We start from the raw sequence: 17,154 nt of genomic DNA on the forward strand, positions 1-17,154 counted from the left end.
CACGTCGTCGCGAGGGTGGGGGTGGCGTCATTTCATCGCTCCTGGCGCGTGTTATCGAGGAAGAGGGAGGATTCGACGTCCACGTCTCGAAGGCTCCAGAGTGTCGGCCACCCCGTGTCGTCGTCGAGATCGTCGAATCCGCTCAACAGCGACCGCCTCCTGTTTCCTCGGCCCGCCTCGTAGACGAGGTTAGGATGGGCCTCGGCTTCCGCGCGCCACCATTCGACGAATTCGTCGAAGTTGGTCGCAGTGGAGTCGTACTCGTCGCGGTCGACGGCTTCGACGCGCTCGAGTACCAGTGGTCGCACGATCGAGTTGATCTCGTCGACGAACTTCTCGACGTCGGCTGCGGCGGCATTGTCCCTCGCACCGGATACCATCAATCGGGTCAGAGCCACGATCACGGCATGCAGCCCGCGGTCGCGGGCACGCGATGAGAACGGTGTCACGCTCGTGGACTCGACCGTGCGATAGAGCGCCGAGTGAAAACCCTGGAACTGCTCATAGTGCGAGCGGTCTCGCGATCGCGCGGAGTTGAGCATGACGGCGATGAGGCCCGGGTGGCGCCGGCCGATGCGGCTCGTCGCCTGAATGTATTCGGCCGTGGTCTGCGGCTGCCCCATTACGGCCATCAGCCCCAGCCGGTCGATGTCCACACCGACCGAGATCATGTTGGTGGCCAGCAGCACATCACAGGCATCCCGGTCGGGATACCGCCGTTCGAGCTGCTTGAGATGGCGCGGGATTGCAGTGGACTCGGCACGGCTGCTGAGTTCGATCAACGTGGTGGCATGACGCATGGTCGTCCCGTCACGGTTCGCGAGCAGCTCGAGGCGGCCCTGTACGTCGTCGAGGACTTGAAGCTCGGCCGCCGACAGCAGCCGGAGGCTGTTGAAATAGCCGACGAGCGTCCAGTACGCATCGCGAACCGCAGGATCCGCTTCCGACTGTGCGGCGGCCTGTACCAGCGCAGCGTAGGTTCGCACGAGAAGGGTGGCCTGACTCGTCGTCGGCGCGAGCAGGCCGATGTAGCGGCGCGACGCCTTGTCGTCTCGGGGTGCTTCCACCGCGAACCAAGAGTCGCGTGCGTCGAGTCCGGCTGGCGGGAACTGGGCCACTTGCCGAGTGAACAAGGCTTCCACCTGGTCAGAGGCGCGCCGGATCGTCGCGGTCGACGCCACGACCTTCGGCCTGCCCGCCAGTATGTCCACTGCCGTTTCGTAGAGGCCCGTCAGCGTGCCCAATGGACCGGAGATCAGGTGCAGCTCGTCCTGGACGATGAGCTCCGGTGGCCTGACGGGACCGTCGACTCCGTCGTTGAAGAGCGCCGTCGTCGCAGGGCGCCAGGGCAGCGAGGCGAACTTGTCGACTGTCGCGACCACGAGGGTCGGTCGCGCGTCGTACACCGCGGCGTCCACGAGGTGCACCGGCAATCCGCGGTCGTCCGAGAAAGGACAGCTACTCCGGGGGCACCGTACCAGCATCCGCATCCATGCCGGGCGTACTTCGTAATCGTTGGCGGTGAGCTGCTCGCCGCACCAGGGACAGGCCTCCAGCTGCACCGGGTTCTCCCGCTGCAACGACCTGGTGGGAGCACTTCGAAGGGCGTCGAGCTGTTGCTGTGCGCGCTCCAGCGAGTTGGGTGTCGCGGACCGGCCGACCCACATGCCGATCGAGATGGGCTCCGTGCCCAGCGTGCCAGGCAGTTCGGCACGGATACGTTCCATGGCACAGATCAGCGTCGTGGCGCGTTCGAACTGCTGCAACGTGAGCACGCGCAGCGTGTAGCGCATGAGCACGGTGACGCCGTGGCCTACCGCACCGTCGCGTAGCCGCCGCAAGAACACGGTGAAGGCGATCAGACCGAGGTACGCCTCCGTCTTCCCGCCGCCGGTGGGGAACCACAGCAGGTCTGCGACATCGTGGTCCCCATGAACAGGATCGACGACGCCTTCAAGACAGAGCAGAAGGAAGCCGATCTGGAACGGCCGCCACCGCACGACTGTCGGCTCCGGGGACCCCGTACGACCGTCCTTGACCCATCTCGCCTGTGCATGCTGTGCGGCCATGGCTCGGTTCGCCAGGCGGAACGCTTCCAATACCTCGGGCTTGTCGAGGTCGGCGAGCAGTTCCACCCCGCGACGCATTCGACCCAACGCCGCAGTGCACTGCGACAACTGCTTGGCGGCCACCTTCCTGTGATCGGCGCCGAGGGTGGTCCTCGCCTCGTCCTGTCGGGCGGCGATCCAACGTTCGTATCCGTCGAGGAGCCGGGTCAGGGCACTTGCGATGTCCTGTCGTGAGCCTGTCGCCAACGTGTGCATGCTCAACGCCGGTCCTTCGACGGCCGGGTTGGAGTCGGTGAGCAGGACCTCGTGCGTCGGTATGAACTCGGTGCGCACGGACGATACGGCGCATACATCCGGAATGGGCTCGTAGACGGCTGGCGGCTGCCAATCCCACGCGACCGAGCAGCCGTGTCCGACGGCGAAGCGAGGAGCGTATCGGTAGAGAAGGGCACTAAGGGTCTGATCATCATCGAACGAGCCGAGCACCGCGGTGCGCTCGACGAACGGGCAGACTCCCTCCGGTCCGCTGATCTCGATCTCCGGCTGGAAGAAGCACTGAGCGTCCTGGAGGACGTAGCTCCCCGTGGAGAGCATGTTCACCAACGTCATAGTAATGGTGACCACGCCTGCGGAGTCGGCCTCGCGTACCAGAGCCCGAAGTTCCAGCCCAGGGTGAAGAGAAACCCGTCGGACGCCCGGACTGCTGATGTCGAGCGAGACCGGTTCACAGATCACTGGCACGCGACGCCAGCGCTCCCGCTGTTGGCCGGTGCTGCGTGCCTCTGCTCGCTGAGGTTCGACGGGTAGACCGTGCTCGTCCTCCGGCACGTAGACGGCGGCGCGTACGGTCGCGTACACGACCTCGGCGGCGGACATGTCGACGCTGAAAGAAAGTCCCATCGAGGATGGTTTGCGTCGATTCGCCAGCACGACACCTGTGTCGCCGGTCCGGCTGTCGAGATCGTCGCCCCGGACGACGTCCGGCGGTGCGTCGAAGATCTCCTCCTCCCCCGTGGTCGTCTGGTCGAGCTGCGGGAACAGGACCCCGATCGGGTAAGCGGTGACCGGTGTATCGGTCGTCAAGATCTCTTCGGGACCCGCCTGAGGCCCGAGAAGGTCGGCGCGCAGGGCATGGCGCAGCTTCGCACGAAGGTCGTAGTGCGCGGTGTGGTCGATGGCTGTCACGGATGGTGATGTCCTTCCGGGAGCTGGTCGGCATGGGTCCAGTCGAAGCGGCCGAGACCGCATAGCCGTGGCGCGAGCCAGGCGCCGCGACCACCCAGGCCGAGACGTTCGGTGAGGGCGGCGAAGCCTGCGGCCGTCTCGACGGTGTCGATGCGCAGGCCGGTGACCCGACACGGCCATCGACGGACCTCGTACGTCCGCCTACCTCCGAGAATCCGCCATAGGTCACTGCGGAACCGTCGCGAGGTTTCGCCTATCAGCCGGTCTTGATGAAAGATCCCGTAAGGCGGTGTCTCGGCGGTGGACTCGGGAAGGTCATGGAGCCTGCGCAGTTCGATCCCGTCACCCTCATGGACCGACGTGGCTAGGTATTGCTGAATCTCGGCTGAGTCTTCACCCGGCAGCCCAACACCCATGGCAGGCGCCTCATGACACACATCGAACTCGGTGCATTCCATACCGCTGCGTGCCGAGGGGTTGTGCCTGCCGCCAGACACGTACCAGCGATCGACTTCTGCATCCTTGCGCATCATCCAGGTCGCGGGACGCGTCAGGCGGAAGAGGTCGTCGCGCGGGCGTGTCATCGCGACGAACAGCGCTCGTACCTCAGCGCTCGGGTCGACCCGGTCCGCGTCGAGTTCGGTCAGAGCCCGCGGCTTCACGACCAGCACCCGGTCGAACTCCAGGCCTTTGGCGCGATGAACCGTCGACAAGACAAGCCGGGTTTCGGCAGAGGCCGACAGTTCCTCGGGGAGCCGCCGCTCAGCGACGGCTCTGACCAGAGCGTCGAGGTTCAGCCGACCGTTTCGAGTGCCGGCGACTCCGCGTAGCGTCCTCCACGCGCGCCGCGGATCGAGTCCGGCCGGCAATGGCAGGTTCGGGGATAGTTCGAGAAAGCGGTCCTCGGCGATCTCGACCATTTCGGTCGCCTGCGTCAGCGCCGCCACCCATGCGGGTGCCGGACGTGCCCGAGCCGATCGCTGGAGGCGGTGTGGGACGCCGGACCGGTTGAGGCTTTCAGACAACAGCAGCACCTCTGCGTTAGTCCTGCCCAGGATGGCACTGCTGCCCTCGAACTCTCGCAGCGAGGCCTGGACGAACGGGTCGTCCAGGTCACCGAAGTCGGGAACGGTTTCGAGGGCTCGGCGCAGGCTGTCGTGAACGGCGTTCGCTGCATATTCGGCACGCGCGCGGTCGGTCGGCAGCTGCCGGATGCTGTCGCCGTACGACAGGGCGATGGCAGCGTCAGCGGTACGTGCGCGGAAGTTGTCGCCCAGATGAATCTCGACGAGATCGTCGGTGAACCAGTTGCGTACCCACGTCAGAAACCACCCGGTCTCCTGGTTGCGTTCCTCGAGGTCTGCAACCTGGAACCCGTAGACCGCCTGCGCGATGTCACCGACGACGGTCAGACCGCAGGCAGGAGTGAACCGCTCGAGCAGAGCCTCCACCATCAACCGCCGGACGCCCATGAGGTCCTGAACTTCGTCGATCACGACGTGAGCCGGGAAGCCCTGCTCGGTCTTCTCCACGACGCCGGCCGCGATGGCATCGGTCGCGAGTTCGATCCGACTGTCGTGGTCCAGGCCTGACAGGGACTCCACGGTGTGCTCGGTCTGCAGGAGCAAGGCGGTCGCCCATGCATCAAAGGTCTGCACCCGGACCCGCGACGTCGGTCCGGATAAACGATCCGCGCGTCCGCTGAGCGCTTGAACTGCCGCCTGGGAGAAGGTGAGCACCAGGATGTCGGCCGGATCGAGCTCCTCGACTTCAATCAGATGCTCGAGCCGGAGACTCAGCGTCGTGGTCTTGCCGGCGCCTGGGCCCGCCGTCGCCAGGGTCCGCGCGTCGTACGGCTGTGTGATCACAGCCTGCTGCGCGGGAGTCGGCTCGAACAGCGCGTCGAAGCCGGTCATCGCCTGTTCCCCTCGGTCCACAGTTTCTCCAGGTCTTTGAAAGCGAGTCCGTCGCGGTAGTTGGTGATGTTGTCTCGTACGTCGAGGATCAGGCATTCCGCCTTACCGCCGTTGCGTGGTCCGCGAAGCCCTCGCCCGATCATCTGCTGGTAGCTGACGGCGCTGTAGACCGGGCGGGCGATCACGACCGCACGTGTGGCGGGCGCGTCGAATCCTTGTGACAGCACGCCGTAGTTCGTGATGACACGGAGCCTTCCGTTGCGGAAGGCGGCGACCTTCTGACGTCGCTCCGAGGGGGCCGTGGCCGAATCGATCGCTGCGGCCTGAACGCCGCGATCGCTGAGTTTGGCCGCCAGGAACTTCGCGTGCTGTACCGACGTGGCGAAGACGAGCACCGGCCAGTCGGTTGGCAGCGCCGTTATCTCGTCGATGAGAATCTTGTTGCGGGTCTCGTCCTCGCCCAGGCGCTGTTCGGCGCCTTTGGGAAGGAAACCACTGAACTGCTCGACGGTCTCCAGCTCGTGTTGGCTCAGGATCAGGCTCGTGCCAGCCAGTTCGCGGTGCTGAACCCGCGCCAGGACGCCTAGGCTCTGCAGGTGTTTGACCGGCTCATCGGGGAAGACGCCTTCGTCCAGGCGTCGATCGCCGAACCGCTGGACGAGCAGGCGTGTCTCCTCCTTGTTGCTGCGATACGGGGTAGCGGTCAGCCCCACCAGATGCCGCGGTGTCGCGCGGTGGGTGAGTCCGAGGTGTTCGAGGATGCGGGTGTACTCCGTGTTGTAGGCCGTGTGGGCCTCGTCGACGAGCACGAGGGACGCGTTGCGCAGCCATGCGTACTCCGGTGTTCCCAGGCATTTGTCGAGCTTGGCGTCGGTGGCCACGACCAGGTGGGGACGGCCCGTCACCGGCGTGGCAGAGTTGGTGTGCCACAGCCGGTCGATGACCAGCGGCCGGTCGAGTCCGACCTTCCCCCACACGAACTTCCAGGATTGCACCGCCTGTTCGCACAGTTCGCCGGTCTGAGCGATCCACAGGATCGGGCCGTCGGGCGTGCCCGACTCTCGTACCCATCGGATTACCCCCTCGGCAGCGACTCGCGTCTTGCCAGCGGCCGTCGGAAGGCTGAGCATCGCCCGGCACGGAGTCTCGGCACCGAGGAGACCCGTGAGCCGCGACGCGATCATCTCCTGGTACTCGTGCAACGCCGGGAAAGCAGTCGGACCTTCCACTTCCTCGCGCATCGGTGGCGAAGGGATTCGGACACCGGCGAACTCTTCGGGGAACCCCAGGTCCGCCACGAACCTCAGAGCCGTGTGGCCGCCGTCGAACTGAGACGGGGCGTCGGGAAACCGCTTCTTCTCGATGTCTTTGGCGTGTGCGCGAAGCACACCGTCGCCGTGCGCCCCGTATGCGAGCTGCGCGAGCCTCAGATGATCGGGCTCACCTCCCGTCTCGGCGATCTCGCTGGCGACCAGTCCGTTGGGAAGGCCCATCCGCAGGTCGTCCTCGTCGACCAGCAGAGCGATCTTTTCGGCGATGCCGACGGCCTGCCGAACTGCCTCCTTGCGCTGTCGAGTGGCGAGTTCGTCCTTCTGACGTCGGTCCGCGTCGAGCACTGCGCGACATCCTGCCGGTCCGAGCCCCCAGGAGAACAGTTGATCTGCCTGCATCAGTACCTGTTCCGGCGACGCGCTGTCGACGACCAATGCCGTGTTGACCTGACGTGCGCTGGTCTGGGGCGCCGAGCGGGTTCCGCTCGGTGTACGGATGATCTCCTCGAGCTCGATGCAGCGCTGCAGAAGAAGACCGCCGACTCGTGTGCCGCCCAGACGCTGACGCAGGGCGGGGAACTCGTCGGCCAGCGCCGTGGCCGGCCCACTCGGCACGAAACGGATCTTCTTCTCGATGACGTCCGCGACGCGGCGCATACCCCATTCACGGATCATGAAATCCGCCTGCTCGGCGTCGTCGGCCGCGTCGACGAGGATCACCGGGTGTTTCTCGCGAACGAGTTCGTCGTACTCGTCCCGAGTGAAGGCGACCGCGATATCGCCGTCGGGCCGAAGATCCCACTGTGCGCCGACACGACAACGCACCGTCGACTCCTCGTTGAGCAGGTCGAGGGCGACTCTGGCTAGGAGAGCGTAGGTTCGACCGACGAAGGCGTCGTCGGTGCTCTCCTTCGCCATGGTCAACAGGTCGGACCAGCGTTCAGATTCCACGTCTTCGACTTTGGCCGGCAGTCCCAGCTTCACCGCGAGACCCGTCCTGATGTCCGCAACGGGCAGGACCTTGGCGTAGGAATGCAGCTGAGGACCTACCGCGGCACTCACCGGCACCAGACCCAGTGAGGTGTTCACCGTTCCCTCGCCGGAGATGAGCCACCGAATCGGTGAGGGGACTGCTACCCTCGTGCTCGCCTGGCCGCCGACCTGGCGCGTCCAGTAGGTCACCAGACCGTCGTCCGGGACGGCGGCCAGAAACGCGGCCTTACCTTCGTCGGACAGTCTGCCGAACAGGTGAAGCGGACCGGCCATGGGGGAGCCTTCGAACCTCAGAGTGTGCGGTTGAACGCGTCTGGCGGTCGGATCGAGCTCCTCGCAGTACGCCTCGTACATGGCAGTTCGATAGCGTTCAAACCACTGCTCCTCGCTCGGCTGGTACCCGCGACGCGGCGCGTCGACGGCCCCGAGCTCCCGAAGAACGGGCAGGTCGTCGGCGTGGAACATCGTATCGATCGTGAGATCCGCGTCGCGTGATCCGTCCGGCGGTACGACGGGACCGGGCAACAAGCCGTCGCGGATAGGCAGGAAGTCGCCGGTCATCGTTCTGACTCGCAGCGTCACGGAGGTCTCGGACATTCGATCACGGATCGCGGTGACCTGACTCGTGCCGCCTGCGACGCGCAACAGCTCCCAGAAGCGAGTCCACGACCGCGCGTCGTAGCCTTCGAATCCCTGGTCGAGGATGCTGTGGAACCGTCCCGGGGCGTCCGCGTCACGGACGCCGATCCGATCGAGGTGGCGCAGCATCCCGGGGTCGGCCGAGATCCGGAGATCGATGTAGACCAGGTCGTCGTGCAACCCGTCGTCCACAGACCGTCGATAGACCCGGCCGGCGACGGGAGCCACGAAGTCGCCGTCTTCAGTAAGGATGATCCTCGCGTTACGCGCGTCGTCGATCTGCTCGCGGACCGCGTTCTCGGCTTTCGCGTGATCGTGTTCGATCATGTGAGCAAGCACGCGGATCGCTGCCGCCGAGGCTTCGGCGGTGCGATCTTCGACCAGCGACTCAAGCCAGCTGCGGACCGTCTCGGGTTGACGTTTCGGCGCCGCGTCGAGGATGTGGTTGAGCTTGCCCCGGCGGATGGTGCTGGCGTCGACCGAGTGGTGTACCCAGTCTCGCGGGCCCTTGGGGTACTCGCGCCACAGCGTCAGAGCCCCGTGACTCAGCCGCTCGGGATGAATGCGCAGGTCCATCGGCTTCCGCAACTCGCCGTCCTGATCGGGGAGCGACGGGCTCTTGGCGGCCAGTTTCCACACCTCGCCGGTCAGGTATTCACAGGCCCAGTTGGGCGACTCCTTCGTCCGGCCCGGCAGCAGCGGAAGGTAGGCGGCCGGATCGTCGGGTGCGATCAGCTCGGGCAACGAGTCGACGACGAGCTTCGCCGCGACGTGCAGCAGTTCGCTGTTGAGCGCACTGCTGTCGAGCAGGTTCTGGCGGTCCTCGTTGGTCTTCCACGCTGCGTTGAGCGCTCCGCTGAGCGTGGTGGGGTACTTGGTCGGGAAGAACGACCAGAACGTGCCTCGCTCCTGTGGCACCTGCCTGAACTGCCCACGTTCGGTGCGCACGAGGGTGTACTCGGGCACAGCCCAGGACACGTCGATGATTCCGCGGTCATGCAACTCTCCTGCGCTTCCGCGCGAGTCGTCACTGACGGGATGTTCGACCGTGAAGACCCGGTAGTGCTCGGTCCGGGCCTTGGTACCGCTGCGCGTCTCGTTGATCGTGTGCCGGACTCCGTCGTGTTCCACGGTGATCTCACGCCGAACGATCGGCAGACTGCGTCGATCTTCCAGCAGGATCGTCCCTACGTGATGCGAGAACAGAGGGAACTGGTGAGGGAATTCTCGACCGGAGGAGTCCTGACCCGAACGCGACGCCTGATGGATGTCGTGACCGAGGCGAGTGGCGGCACCCTCTGTCAGGGGCAGGCGGACGACGGTGGTCGCCCATTCCAGCAGTTCGTCCAGGATCGGGTCGATGGCCCGCTCGTGCGCTTCGTCAAGCGGCCTGGCCAGCCGCAGAACCGGGGTGTCGCCGACTGATGACAGCCGTGGCAGACCTCGCTCGCTCCGTCCGTCGTTGACCGCTCGCAAGATCTCCTCCGCCGACCACTCGGCATCGAACCCGAACGATCCGGAACGGCTGAAGAACTGCGGTGTCCGGGTGACAGAGAGGACCGACTTGACGCCGACGCCGAACCGCCCGATCTGACCGCCTCGCTTGCGGGACACGCCCATCCGCAGGATGGTCTCCGCTCCCTCAGGGGTGATGGACGTACCGGTATTCGCGCAGTAGAGGTCCTTCGCGGTGAGGACCACGTGGATCCGGCCGCCACGATGCGGGGGATCACGCAGCTCATCGGCGGCGTTCTGCACCAGCTCGAAGAGCTGGCGGTCGCCGTAGCCTCCCTGATGGATGCGGCGCTCGCCGTTTGCGTCCTCTTCCACTCGGTCGGGGTTGAAGCGATAGGTGCCCAAAGCCAGCTGGGAAAGCTCTGCAATCCTGCCGAGAACCGCTGTGGGCTGGTAAGGGTTCACGCTGACATCGCTCCTTGGCTGAGGTCTGCGGGCGTCGCGGGGAACGGACGCATGGTCGATGAAGCAGGCGGCGCGGAGGAACACATGCGACGTCGGGTCGACCGACGTGAGGAGCTGTGCGAGGAGCGTCTTGTCGAGCTTGTACGTCCGGGTGCGTACGGCGGTCGACAGTAGTCGTCATTGGACGACCACCGACAGTCACGCAACGGAGTATGTTGGCGGTCCGATCGGCGATGAGTCCCACCAAGACGGCGGTCTCGTCAGCGACACGTCCCGTTTTCGGGTTCGACCGTCTTGCGATGGCCGACAGGCGCGATGACAACTGTAATTTGACGAGTGGTGCGCTGTCAAACATCGTTTGCTAGAGTCGTCGCCGTAGGTGTCGAGCCAGGCGGAAGGCGGCGTAGTAGATGACAGAACAGCAGGAGGAGTTCGGGCCCTGGCTCAGCCGCCAGCTGCGGCGCGCCGGGATCACCCAGACGGAGCTCGCGGCTCAGCTGAATCTGACACGCGCAGCGGTCTCTGCATGGATCACCGGAAGGGCCGAGCCACGCGAAGAGGTCAAGAGGTCGATCGCCGAAGCCCTCGGCATCGACGCGGCCTCGATCTACAACCGGACGGACGTCGTGGCCGAGCTGCCGCGCCGGTGGCACCACCGGCCGGCGCATTCCGACGGTGGCCGCGAGTACGGCAACGCGGCGGCCTTCGCGTTCGACGCCGATCTCGCCGTCCTGGCCCGCGAAGCCACCCAGAACTCCCTGGACGAACGCAAGGATCCCTCCCAGCCCGTGCGGGTGCGCTACACACTGCACGAGATCAGTGGCGAATACCTGGATTCGTTTCAGCAAGCCGTTCGTTGGCACGAGCTGGCCGATCATTATGAGAAGGCCGCTTCCGCCAGACAGAAGGTCTCCCGCAGCCTGCGTGCGGCGCTGGACGACCTCGGCCGAGACCGCACCCTGTTACTGCTGCGCATCGACGACTACAACGCATACGGCCTCACGGGTCCCGAGTATGACGACGGCCGCTACGCGGCCGTCGTCAGGCGTCAGCTGGACAGCCACAAGAACGATTCACGCCGTGCAGGGGGCTCCTATGGCCTTGGCAAGGCGACCTTGTGGGCGTCGAGCCGCTTCGGCCTTGTGTTGATCAATTCGACTCTGGCCGTTCCTCATGAGGGCCGCACGCAACGGCGCGTGATCGGTCGGCTCGACTTGCCCTGGCGCGACGTCGGCGGCCAGGCTTACGCCGGCCCGGCGTGGTTCGGCGAACCGGACACCGAGCCCGCCCACAAGGATGTGTCGCGCTCATGGTGGGCCGACGAACAGACCGTCCGCAACCTTCATCTCGACCGGTCGACGGACGAGCCAGGTACCTCGTTCCTCATCGTGGGTGCCCACGACGCCTCCGGTGATGCCGACGACCTGCCCGAGATGCACGAGAAGCTGGTCAAGTCGTTGGCCGACGGCTTCTGGGCGGCCATGGTCGGAGGGAACGCCGCTCATCCGCTACTAGAGGCAGGAGTCACCACGTTGCGTAACGGCCATGTCCTCATACCTGAGCAGCGTGTCGATCCCCACGCCCATCATCCCGCGTTGAGCAGGGCGCTGCAGGCATACCTCGACGGCGACGTCGTCGAGGAGCTCACCTCCGGCGAGCAGGTCGCCCGCGTGGATGTGCCGCTGACGGTGCCGCCGCTGCGTGGCATGGGACGTGGTCGAGAGCGAGGCAGTGAGCACCACGCCGTCCTCCTCCTGACGCCGGCGGCGGACAGCGACGAGCGCGTCAACCGTGTCGTGTGCATGCGCGGCAACCGTATGACGGTGACCGAACAACGTCCCCGTGATCTTCCGCTGGGCACCGCACCATTCCAGGCCGTGCTGCTGGCAGGTCACGCCACAGCCCGCGACGGTGACGACGTCAGCCTCGCCGAACAGTTCCTTCGCGCGTCCGAACCTCCCGAGCACGATCGCTGGGATCGGACCGAAGAGCTTACGTCCTCGTACGAGCGGGGCGCGCTCAGCCGGCTGAGAGAGTTCCGCGCCGAGATCGACAAGGCGGTCAGAGGGCTCGTCGGGCGGCGCGAGATCAAACGCAGCGGAGGCCCGTCGGTGCTGCGCGAACTACTGAAGCTCGACACCACGGGTCCGGGTGGTCCCCGTCCCCCGCAGGGGGTTCCGACGGTGCGCAACGTCAACGCGCACGTGCAGGCGGATGGAGCATGGCAGGTCAGAGTAGATCTCAAGCTGCCAGACACGGCCGATCCGTGGCTGTTGACGCCCGTGGCCAAATTCGACGTCCGCTCGGGCGGCCGACCCGTCGTCAGCTGGAAGCTGCTTACTGCATCGGACAACTGCCGGGTCGAGGAAGGCAACCTCCACATCGAGGCCAGCGTGCGCTCGGCCGCGTTCACCGGCGTCACCGATCCATCAAGTCATCCCGTGAAAGGCGACCTGGCCCGCCTCGTGATCGACATTCAGCGAGCCCGTGGAGCAGTGGCATGAGAGCAGCCATCGCCTATCCGACCCTCTTCGGAGACGTCGATCTCGAAGTCGTGTCCGTATCAGTCGACGGTGTCGACCTCCCCTACGCACAGATCTCCAGGCTCGAACGAACCGTCGCCCTGCACCGCGGCGGCCGGGAGAAATGGGAGTCCGCACACCTCCGACTGAAGGCCACGCTGCCCGAAAAGGAGATTGCCGACGGTCCGTGGTCGGATCTGGCCGTCGTCGCGGTGGTGTCCGAGAAGGTTACGAACTCACGCAGCACCGCGCAGCTCAACCGAGGCCACGACGGCTTCTGGCACGGAGGCATCGAAGTCTCACGGCTTCGCCATTTGAACCGTGTGGTGTTGTCCCTCGCCGTGGTCGCCACGGTCGACAGCATGTCAGGGCGAATGGTGGGCGCCACAGAGCGCGACTGGTTCGTCGACTTGACCGCCACGACACCAACACGTCAGCGGGAGTTGGAGATCGTCGAAGCGGACTTCCGCGAAGGTCCTGACGAGTGGCTACGTCCTTATCAAGACTCCCCGTGGATCGTGGAGACGTCGGGCGACATCCCGACGGTCTACTTGAACACCGCCGCAGTGGAGGGCCTGATCGATCTACTCCACGCTCCGGGAGGTTCGGCGGCGGAGAAGATGCTGCGCGACATGACCGCCAGCCAGATCGCACAGGACGCCTGGACCGCGATGTTCCACACCGCCGTCGGCGACCTGGAACTTGACGACGACGGTACGCCGCTCATGCCCTCAGGCTGGCGCGAGTCCGTGCTGCGATCGATGCTGCCGGACGTCCTGCCCGGCCGGCAGCTCACGGACGCGCTCTACGACATCAACGAACGCCGCATCAAGGGCTTCGGCTGGTCTGAGCTGCAAACGAGCATTCAGCATGCCGCCGGTAAGCGCAGCCAGACGACTAAGAAGCTCACCAACGCCGTGCGATCCATCTCGGTCGAAAAGGACTCGAGCCGATGAACCGTACGGTGATTCCGGATCTACCACACGTTCTCGGTTCGCTGCCAGGCGCTGCCGTCACCAAGCACATGAGCCGCGGAATACAAGCAGGTCAGGAGCGCCCACCGCAGGTGATCCTGCGAAAGGCTTCGAACCCGCTACCGGAGCTCGAGGATCGTTGGCGGACCGAGCCGGTGCGTGAACTCCTCGACGAAGCGATGCGGCGGTTCGCCGGAGGCCGGGCGTCGGCCGACGGTTGGCTCGCTCCACGCCTCCACGCGACGTTGCGCATGACCCGAGCGGAGGCAGCAGACCCAGGACTCTGGAACTTCCTGGCCATGATCGTGGCGCCCGATTACGTCGTCTGGCGCCACAAGGGTGCTGAGATCGCCCCGGCGGCCCGCTTCGCCGGCCCGCATTACAAGCAAGCGTTCGCAAGGCTGTGGTGGGCCGCTGAACTGTTCCGGAACGGCGCCGACTACAGGCCCGTCGAACTGGCCTGTCGCGTGCAAGACGTGCTGAACACGACCATGCGACTGGACGTCATCGATCACCGTCCCACTGCATTGGCGATCGTCGGGGTGCTGGAGCGGCTGCTCGCCGACGGCTCCCCCCGGCCGGGAGATCACATCAATGCCCTCTCGTCCGCGGTCAACGCTGCAGGGAGCACACTCTTCTATGACGTCATGGCGATCGACGACTCCGCTGACGCAGACGCACTCCTGCACTGGATAAGCGAGTCCGCTGGCATGGCGCCAGTACCGTGGGATCGGCTGCCACTAGGTCCCGACGACGGGGCCGTGCGCCGAGGCTCCGTGGAGTCGCTGATTCCGCTGTTCGAGCAACTGCTGCTCGACGCCCCCATCCGCCGGCGCGACGGCGACGTCAACGACGACGAGTGACGTACGTCCACCGGCCCGCCATACCCGAACGTCCGGAATGAGGAAGACAGTGAATCCGCTGACGAGACGTCTGCGCTCGCTCGAGATCTGCGCAGGTGCAGGAGGCCTGGCACTCGGCTTGGAGCAAGCCGGGTTCGATCCGGTTCTACTGATCGACAACCTCGGTGTGGCGTGTGAGACGCTGCGTCTCAACCGTCCGCAATGGGATGTAAGAGAGATGGACGTCCTCGAGTTCGACCAGGCTGACGAGAAGCAAGTCTATGACGTGGACCTGCTGTCGGCCGGTCTACCGCGGGTCAAGGCGACCGCGACCGTCAACCGCACACGCGGCAGCGACGTCGAGCTTCGGCTCCTCGAGGCGACCATCATGCTGATGCACGGCGTGCAGCCGCGAGCCCTGCTGATCGAGAACGTCCCGGACCTCGTGACCAAGGCCGACTACGCCGCCATTCGCGAGTTCGTGGTCGATGAGCTGCGACACCTGGGATACCGGTGCAGATGGTTCGTGATCAACGCTGCCGACTACGGGGTTCCGCAAGATCGGCGACAGGGCGTGCTGGTGGCCTTCAAGGGCGACCTCATCGATTCTTTCCAGGAGCCTGAGCGCGTATGGGATCCGCCGGTGACCGTGGGCACCGCCTTGGCAGAGTCCATGGCGGCCCGGGGGTGGACGCAGGCGGCGCAATGGGCGGCTCAAGCGGACAGGATCGCTCCGACGCTGGTGGGGGGCTCATGGGAACGGGGCGGGGCAGACCTTGGGCCGACCGGATCGAAAGCCGCATGGGCCAGGATGGGCGTGGACGGCGGTACCGTCGCCGATGACGTTCCCGGGCCGGGATTCATCTGGGACCCGAGCCTTGGTCGCCGAGGCATGATGGCGCTGACGGTCGAACAGACCGCCCGACTGCAAGGATTCCCGCCCGACTGGCAGATCGCGGGCCGGAAGACGGCCCGGTACCGCCAGGTCGGCCACGCCTCACCGCCGCCGGTCGGACGTGCCCTCGGCAACGCGATCCGGGCGGTATTGGCTGCCGACAGCTGATCCGATCGATCGGACCGGCTCGTCGGATGCGCCCGAGCTGGCGACTTCCGGAGCCGGTCCACCCACCGCCATGCTTTTCGGGGCGGGCGGTCAGTCCTCGCGCGGGAGGGTCTGGCCCTCCTCGATCTTCGGCGCGAGTTCCAGCGAGCTGGCGGCTTCGGGGCCGGCCGCGTGCTCGGCTGGTGTGCTGATCGCCGGCCTACAGGTCGACCGCCTCAATCGTTGAACCACCGTTCGTATGTCTGTCTCGTCGGGCAGGTGCACTTTGCCGAATTTGCGGGCCCGTTCCAACCGCACGTTCTCGACCAGGAAGGCCGGATCGGCACCCTGCAAGACACTCTTGGTAGCGACCTTACGTCCGTGTTCATCGTCGCGATAGTGCGCATTCCGGATGTATATGTTCAGGGCGATCCTGCCGAACCACGCGTCCACCTTGAAGACGGCATCGGCCAACGGGTGAATCTGGAGCGGAATCCCGTGCTCTCGTAGTCGGACGAGCAACCACAGCTCGCGAAGGAACGAGTAATAGGCGTTGCCGACCCGCCACCGCAATGCGTCGTCGACGATGCTTGCGGGCAGCCCTTGCTCGATCGATCGAGCCTTGGCGTCGTCGATCGGTCGACCCAGCATCAGCCTGCCCACGGGGTCGTGTCGGAAGAAGACGCGGAACTCGTCCCACGTCGGCACACTACGGCTGCGTTCCGTCAGATGATGAAGAACGAACGTGAACGCGAACGGCGGGTTCCAGTCGGCGATCTGAGGCAGCGCCTCGACCTCCGCGCTCTTCACGTTGCCGAGGGCGTGCCCAGTGCGGCGACAGACCTCCCCGACCGTGCGCGAGGACATTCGGTACACCGTCGAGACCGTGTGTCTTTCAACCCATGGCACGACGATCTCGTACCGCGGATCAGTGCGCCACGCCTTATACGCACGATGCGTCCTCGGTGCGGAACCGAAGTGGGCGAGCACGTCGGCTGCGGTCGTCGTCTCCGATCTGGCGGACGGGTCCAAGTGGCGGCCAACCCCGGCGTCTCGTAGCACGGTCGTCGGCGGAAAGTTATCAGTTTCGCGGTGATGTCGCTGCCCCGTCGATCGATATGGGTCAGGGCTCGTGTGCGGTGCTGCCACGTTCGCGAACGACGCCGCAGGTCGGCGCCTGAGCGATGAGGCGGATCGTCGCGTCGCCAGATCACCGTGCGATCATGCAGTTGTGTCCTCAACCCGCTCCTCGGAGATCGACCCGGCGTCACCACCGTCGGTGCCGCTGGCTCGGCCCTCTCGAACGGTGAAGGAGAGCTGGGCCTCCAGCCCGGGCGTGCGCCGCAGCATGCAGTCGAACAAGGGTCGTGACACCCGCCCGGAACTCGCGCTGCGGTCCGCCGTGCACCGGCTCGGTCTGCGCTACCGAGTTTCGGTTCGTCCGGTGAAGGCGGTTCGCCGTACAGCTGACCTGTGCTTCACCCGAGCGATGGTCGCCGTGTTCCTCGACGGCTGCTTCTGGCATGGTTGCCCCGACCATCACACCAAGTCGAAGACCAACGCGCAGTACTGGGCAGACAAGGTCGTGCGCAACCGTGAACGCGATGCCGAGACCGATCGGCTGCTGGCCGAGGCTGGGTGGACCGTCGTGCGGGTTTGGGAGCACGAAGCTAGCGAAGTCGCCGCTCAGAGGGTCGTCGACACTGTCCGTGCCGTGCTCGGAAGTCGCAAATCAGGCCACCGACTCACGACACCTTCGCCTGAAGCCTGATGCGCCACCC

Annotated in this window: 9 protein-coding genes; 5 read left to right on the forward strand and 4 right to left on the reverse strand. The window is 65.7% G+C overall.

Annotation, left to right across the window (positions count from 1 at the left end; translation table 11 throughout):
- Positions 1 to 32: 32 nt before the first annotated feature.
- Genes Cba03nite_RS22250 through Cba03nite_RS22260 form a run of 3 tightly spaced genes read right to left on the reverse strand, consistent with a single transcriptional unit; the run spans position 33 to position 9,993 of the window.
- Complete coding sequence (locus tag Cba03nite_RS22250) at positions 33 to 3,254, reverse strand: helicase-related protein (protein ID WP_203749505.1); 3,222 nt, start codon at positions 3,252 to 3,254, stop codon at positions 33 to 35.
- A complete protein-coding gene (locus Cba03nite_RS22255; protein ID WP_203749508.1) occupies positions 3,251 to 5,170 on the reverse strand; it encodes a UvrD-helicase domain-containing protein in 1,920 nt (639 codons plus the stop codon). The genes Cba03nite_RS22250 and Cba03nite_RS22255 overlap by 4 nt, the downstream gene beginning before the upstream one ends.
- Entirely contained in the window at positions 5,167 to 9,993 is a 4,827-nt protein-coding gene (locus tag Cba03nite_RS22260; RefSeq protein ID WP_203749511.1) for a sacsin N-terminal ATP-binding-like domain-containing protein, read from the reverse strand. The genes Cba03nite_RS22255 and Cba03nite_RS22260 overlap by 4 nt, the downstream gene beginning before the upstream one ends.
- A gap of 410 nt (positions 9,994 to 10,403) precedes the next feature.
- Between Cba03nite_RS22260 and Cba03nite_RS22265 the strand changes: the two genes are divergently transcribed.
- Genes Cba03nite_RS22265 through Cba03nite_RS22280 form a run of 4 tightly spaced genes read left to right on the forward strand, consistent with a single transcriptional unit; the run spans position 10,404 to position 15,394 of the window.
- Complete coding sequence (locus tag Cba03nite_RS22265; RefSeq protein WP_203749514.1) at positions 10,404 to 12,497, forward strand: helix-turn-helix domain-containing protein; 2,094 nt, start codon at positions 10,404 to 10,406, stop codon at positions 12,495 to 12,497.
- Complete coding sequence (locus Cba03nite_RS22270; RefSeq protein ID WP_203749517.1) at positions 12,494 to 13,471, forward strand: hypothetical protein; 978 nt, start codon at positions 12,494 to 12,496, stop codon at positions 13,469 to 13,471. The genes Cba03nite_RS22265 and Cba03nite_RS22270 overlap by 4 nt, the downstream gene beginning before the upstream one ends.
- Positions 13,468 to 14,352, forward strand: coding sequence for a DUF6339 family protein (locus tag Cba03nite_RS22275; RefSeq protein ID WP_203749520.1), 885 nt, complete (start codon positions 13,468 to 13,470; stop codon positions 14,350 to 14,352). The genes Cba03nite_RS22270 and Cba03nite_RS22275 overlap by 4 nt, the downstream gene beginning before the upstream one ends.
- Before the next feature lie 49 nt (positions 14,353 to 14,401).
- Positions 14,402 to 15,394, forward strand: coding sequence for a DNA cytosine methyltransferase (locus Cba03nite_RS22280; RefSeq protein WP_203749522.1), 993 nt, complete (start codon positions 14,402 to 14,404; stop codon positions 15,392 to 15,394).
- Between the two features lie 90 nt (positions 15,395 to 15,484).
- On the opposite strand, the gene Cba03nite_RS22285 is transcribed toward Cba03nite_RS22280, so the two are convergent.
- Positions 15,485 to 16,240: a hypothetical protein gene (locus tag Cba03nite_RS22285; protein ID WP_203749524.1), complete on the reverse strand. Its 756-nt coding sequence runs from the start codon at positions 16,238 to 16,240 to the stop codon at positions 15,485 to 15,487.
- Between the two features lie 439 nt (positions 16,241 to 16,679).
- On the opposite strand from Cba03nite_RS22285, the gene Cba03nite_RS22290 reads away from it, so the two are divergent.
- Positions 16,680 to 17,144, forward strand: a complete 465-nt coding sequence (locus Cba03nite_RS22290; protein WP_239125942.1) for a very short patch repair endonuclease — start codon at positions 16,680 to 16,682, stop codon at positions 17,142 to 17,144.
- The last annotated feature ends 10 nt before the right edge of the window (positions 17,145 to 17,154 follow it).

The sequence above is a fragment of the Catellatospora bangladeshensis genome, from assembly GCF_016862575.1.
Taxonomy (GTDB): domain Bacteria; phylum Actinomycetota; class Actinomycetes; order Mycobacteriales; family Micromonosporaceae; genus Catellatospora; species Catellatospora bangladeshensis.